The organism is Micromonospora sp. KC207 (assembly GCF_004348615.1).
GTDB lineage: Bacteria > Actinomycetota > Actinomycetes > Mycobacteriales > Micromonosporaceae > Micromonospora.
In genome coordinates, this window is the sequence record NZ_SMKJ01000441.1 from 1 (window position 1) to 3,814 (window position 3,814).

Genomic DNA, 3,814 nt, shown 5'->3' on the forward strand with positions numbered 1-3,814 from the left:
AGCCGCCCGGCCGTCCGCGCGCCGAGAATCGGGGCGGTGACCCCGGGCCGATCCCGGATCCACGCGAGCGCCACCTCCAGCGGCGACACGCCCAGCCCACCGGCCGCCGTGGCCACCGCCTCCACGATGCTGGAGCAGCGTGGCTCCAGGTACGTCGCGACGAACGGCTCGAAGTGCGGCGACGCGGCCCGCGAGTCCGCCGGCCGGCCGTGCCGGTACTTGCCGGTGAGCACCCCCCGGCCCAGCGGCGACCAGGGCAGCACCCCCAACCCCAGCGCCGCGCAGGCCGGCAGCACCTCCCGTTCGACCCCCCGCTCCAGCAGCGAGTACTCCACCTGCCCGGCGACCACCGGAGCCCGCCCCGGCCAGGCCGCCTGCCAGGCCGCCGCCCGGGCGGTCTGCCAGCCGGAGAAGTTCGACACCCCGACGTAGCGGACCCGGCCGCTGGCCACCGCGTGGTCCAGCGCCGCCAGGGTCTCCTCCAGGGGAGTGTCCGGGTCGTACCCGTGGACCTGCCACAGGTCGACGTGGTCCGTGCCGAGCCGCCGTAGCGAGGCGTCCAGGGTACGCAGCAGGTGACCCCGGGAGCCGTCCCGGCGCCGGCCGCTGCCCGGCCGCAGCCCCGCCTTCGTCGCGATCAGCAACTCGTCGCGGGGAACCAGGCTGCCCAGCAGCGAGCCGATGACCGACTCCGCGTCCCCGTCGCCGTACACGTCGGCCGTGTCCACCAGGTTGCCGCCCGCGTCGAGGAAGCTCTTCAGCTGGGCGGCCGCGTCGTCGGCGTCGGTGTCCCGGCCCCAGGTCATGGTGCCGAGCGCGAGCCGGGAAACCGCCAGCCCGCTTCGGCCGAGCGGTCGCTGTTGCATGGGTGAACCTTATTTCGAACCCGCCGCCACGGATATCCTCGCTCCCGTCAAGTTCCCGCTCGCCCTCTGGGCGGGGTTTCCCGCTCGCCCTCTGGACTGGGTTTCCCTGCTCGCCCTTTGGGCCGGGTTTCCCCGCTCGCCCTCCGGGCGGATCCGGCCCCCGACGGTGTGACGCGTTCGGGGTGAGCCGGTGGTCGGGTCGTCCGCCCGCATTGCGTAACCTGATGCGACCTGTGGTGCGGGATGGGGGAGGACCAGTGCGACTCGGGCTCAGCCTCGGATACCAGACGGCGTGGAGCACACCCGCCGACCACCTGGCGCTTGCCCAGGAGGCGGACCGGCTCGGCTACTCGGTGGTGTGGGTGGCGGAGGCATACGGCTCCGATTCGCCCAGCATGCTGGCCTGGATCGCCGGCCAGACCGAACGGATCGACGTGGGCAGCGCGGTGATGCAGATCCCCGCCCGGACCCCGGCGATGACCGCCATGACGGCGGCGACCATCGACGCGCTCTCCGGTGGCCGGTTCCGGCTCGGCCTGGGTGTCTCCGGCCCCCAGGTCTCCGAGGGCTGGCACGGCGTGCGCTTCGGCAAGCCCCTCGCCCGCACCCGGGAGTACGTCGACATCATCAAGCTCGCCGTCGCCCGCAAGGAGGTCGCGTACGACGGCGAGTTCTACACCCTGCCGCTGCCCGACGGCCCGGGCAAGGCGCTGCGGCTGGGCTTCCACCCGCCGCGCGAGCAGATCCCGATCTACCTCGCCGCCGTCGGCCCGAAGAACCTGGAGCTGGCCGGCGAGATCGCCGACGGCTGGCTGGCCGTCTTCTACGCCCCCGAGTTCGCCCAGGAACAGCTCGCCGCCGTGACCGCCGGCCGGGCGAAGGCCGGCAAGGAACTGGCCGGCTTCGACGTCGTGCCGTCGGTTCCGGTGGTCGTCGGCGACGACATCGCGACCTGTGCCGAGCTGGTCCGCTGGTACGCCGCCCTCTACGTCGGCGGGATGGGCAGCCGGCAGCAGAACTTCTACAACCAGCTCGCCACCCGGATGGGCTACGGCGACGCCGCCCGCGAGGTGCAGGACCTCTACCTGGCCAAGCGGCAGCGCGACGCGGCCGCCGCCGTGCCGATGGAGTTCATCGACCGCACCTCGCTGCTCGGGCCCAAGGAGCGCATCGCCGAGCGGCTGCGCGAGTACGCCGCCGCCGGCGTCACCACCCTCGCGGTGACCCTCTTCGTCGCCGACCGGGACAGCGGCACGCAGACGCTGCGGACCGTCGCCGAGGCCCTCGACCTGTCCGGGGTCGGCGAGTGACCTGGATCGAGGCCATCGTCCTGGGCATCGTCCAAGGGCTCACGGAGTTCCTCCCGGTCAGCTCGTCGGGGCACCTGCGGATCACCTCGGCGATCTTCTTCGAGCGCGACGCTGGCGCCTCGTTCACCGCCGTCACCCAGCTCGGCACCGAGGCGGCGGTGCTGATCTACTTCGCCAAGGACATCTGGCGGATCACCCGGACCTGGCTGGTCGGGCTCTGGGACCGCTCGGTGCGCTCCAGCCTCGACTACCGGATGGGCTGGTACGTCATCGTCGGCTCGATCCCGATCGGGCTGTTCGGCTTCCTGTTCAAGGATCAGATCCGCACCGCCGGGCGCAACCTGTGGGTGGTCGCCACCACGTTGATCGTCTTCGCGTTCGTACTCGCCTTCGCCGAGTACTGGGGGCGGCAGAGCCGGACCCTGCAGAACTTCCGGATGCGCGACGGTGTCGTGATGGGCTTCGCCCAGGCGATGGCGCTGATCCCCGGGGTGTCCCGCTCCGGCGGTACGCTCACCGCCGGCCTGCTGCTCAACCTCACCCGGGAGGCGGCGGCCCGGTACTCGTTCCTGCTCGCCATCCCGGCGGTGGTGATGTCCGGCATCTTCAGCATCGGGGACGTCTTCGAGCCGTCCGCGCCGGGAACCTCCGCGCCGAGCGGGGCGCAGATGGTGGTGGCCACGCTCATCGCCTTCGTCATCGGCTACGCGGCCATCGCCTGGCTGCTGCGCTACGTCGCCCACCACACTCTGTACGTCTTCGTGTTGTACCGGGTCGCCCTGGGCACCCTGGTCCTCGCCCTCCTGATGACCGGCACCATCACCGCCACCTAGCTGACGGGCCCGGTGATCGACTCCATGCCGGCGACCCGGGGGTATCCGGGCGGGACTCCGCCATATCGCCGACACGGAGTCGATCAACCAGGTCGTAACCCGCCAGGCCGCCGGCGACCAGCTCGCGGCGGCCGACCCTGGGCCCCGCCCGGCCCTGGCTCGTACCCCATAGGGTGGGCAGCGTGGCGACTCTTCTCCTCCTGCGGCACGGCCGCACCACCGCGAACGCCGACGGCGGCCTCGCCGGGCGTCAGCCCGTCGAACTGGACGACACCGGCCGGGCCCAGGCGACGGCGGTGGGGGAGCGGCTGCGCGGGTTGCCCCTCGCCGCGGTGGTGACCAGTCCGCTGGTCCGGTGCCGGCAGACCTTGGAGCTGGCCCTGCCGCAGGCCGCGCCGACGGTGGACGAGGGGCTGATCGAGTGCGGTTACGGTAACTGGGAGGGGCAGCCGCTGAAGAAGCTCGCCAAGGAGCCGCTCTGGCCGGTGGTCCAGCAGCACCCGAGCGCCGTCGTCTTCCCCGAGGGGGAGGCCATGGCGGCGATGGCGGCCCGCGCGGTCGCCACGGTGCGCTCGTGGGACGCACGGATCACCGCCGAGCACGGTCCCGAGGCGGTCTGGCTGGCGTGCAGCCACGGTGATGTGATCAAGGCCATCGTGGCGGACGCGCTCGGCGTACACCTTGATCTTTTTCAGCGCATCGTCGCGGACCCGGCGTCGATCACGGCGATCCGGTACACGCCGCTGCGGCCGTTTTTGATGCGGCTCAACGACACGGGCGGCGACCTAACCGGGCTGGTGCCGCC

4 protein-coding genes are annotated in these 3,814 nt (G+C 72.3%); 3 read left to right on the top strand and 1 reads right to left on the bottom strand.

Annotated elements, in window-relative coordinates; all coding sequences use genetic code 11:
- On the bottom strand, window positions 1-866 hold an 866-nt coding region (locus E1258_RS30885), incomplete at its 3' end, for an aldo/keto reductase (RefSeq protein ID WP_132407312.1).
- A gap of 257 nt (window positions 867-1,123) precedes the next feature.
- On the opposite strand from E1258_RS30885, the gene E1258_RS30890 reads away from it, so the two are divergent.
- The 3 genes from E1258_RS30890 to E1258_RS30900 form a co-directional block, all read left to right on the top strand.
- Window positions 1,124-2,176 carry an LLM class F420-dependent oxidoreductase gene (locus tag E1258_RS30890; protein WP_132407314.1) on the top strand — a complete coding sequence of 351 codons (1,053 nt, stop codon included), beginning with the start codon at window positions 1,124-1,126 and terminating at the stop codon, window positions 2,174-2,176.
- Window positions 2,173-3,009 carry an undecaprenyl-diphosphate phosphatase gene (locus tag E1258_RS30895; RefSeq protein WP_132407316.1) on the top strand — a complete coding sequence of 279 codons (837 nt, stop codon included), beginning with the start codon at window positions 2,173-2,175 and terminating at the stop codon, window positions 3,007-3,009. Before E1258_RS30890 ends, E1258_RS30895 begins: the two co-directional genes overlap by 4 nt.
- A 173-nt stretch (window positions 3,010-3,182) precedes the next feature.
- Window positions 3,183-3,814 (top strand): histidine phosphatase family protein (locus E1258_RS30900; protein WP_132407318.1); only part of this gene is annotated, 632 nt, incomplete at its 3' end.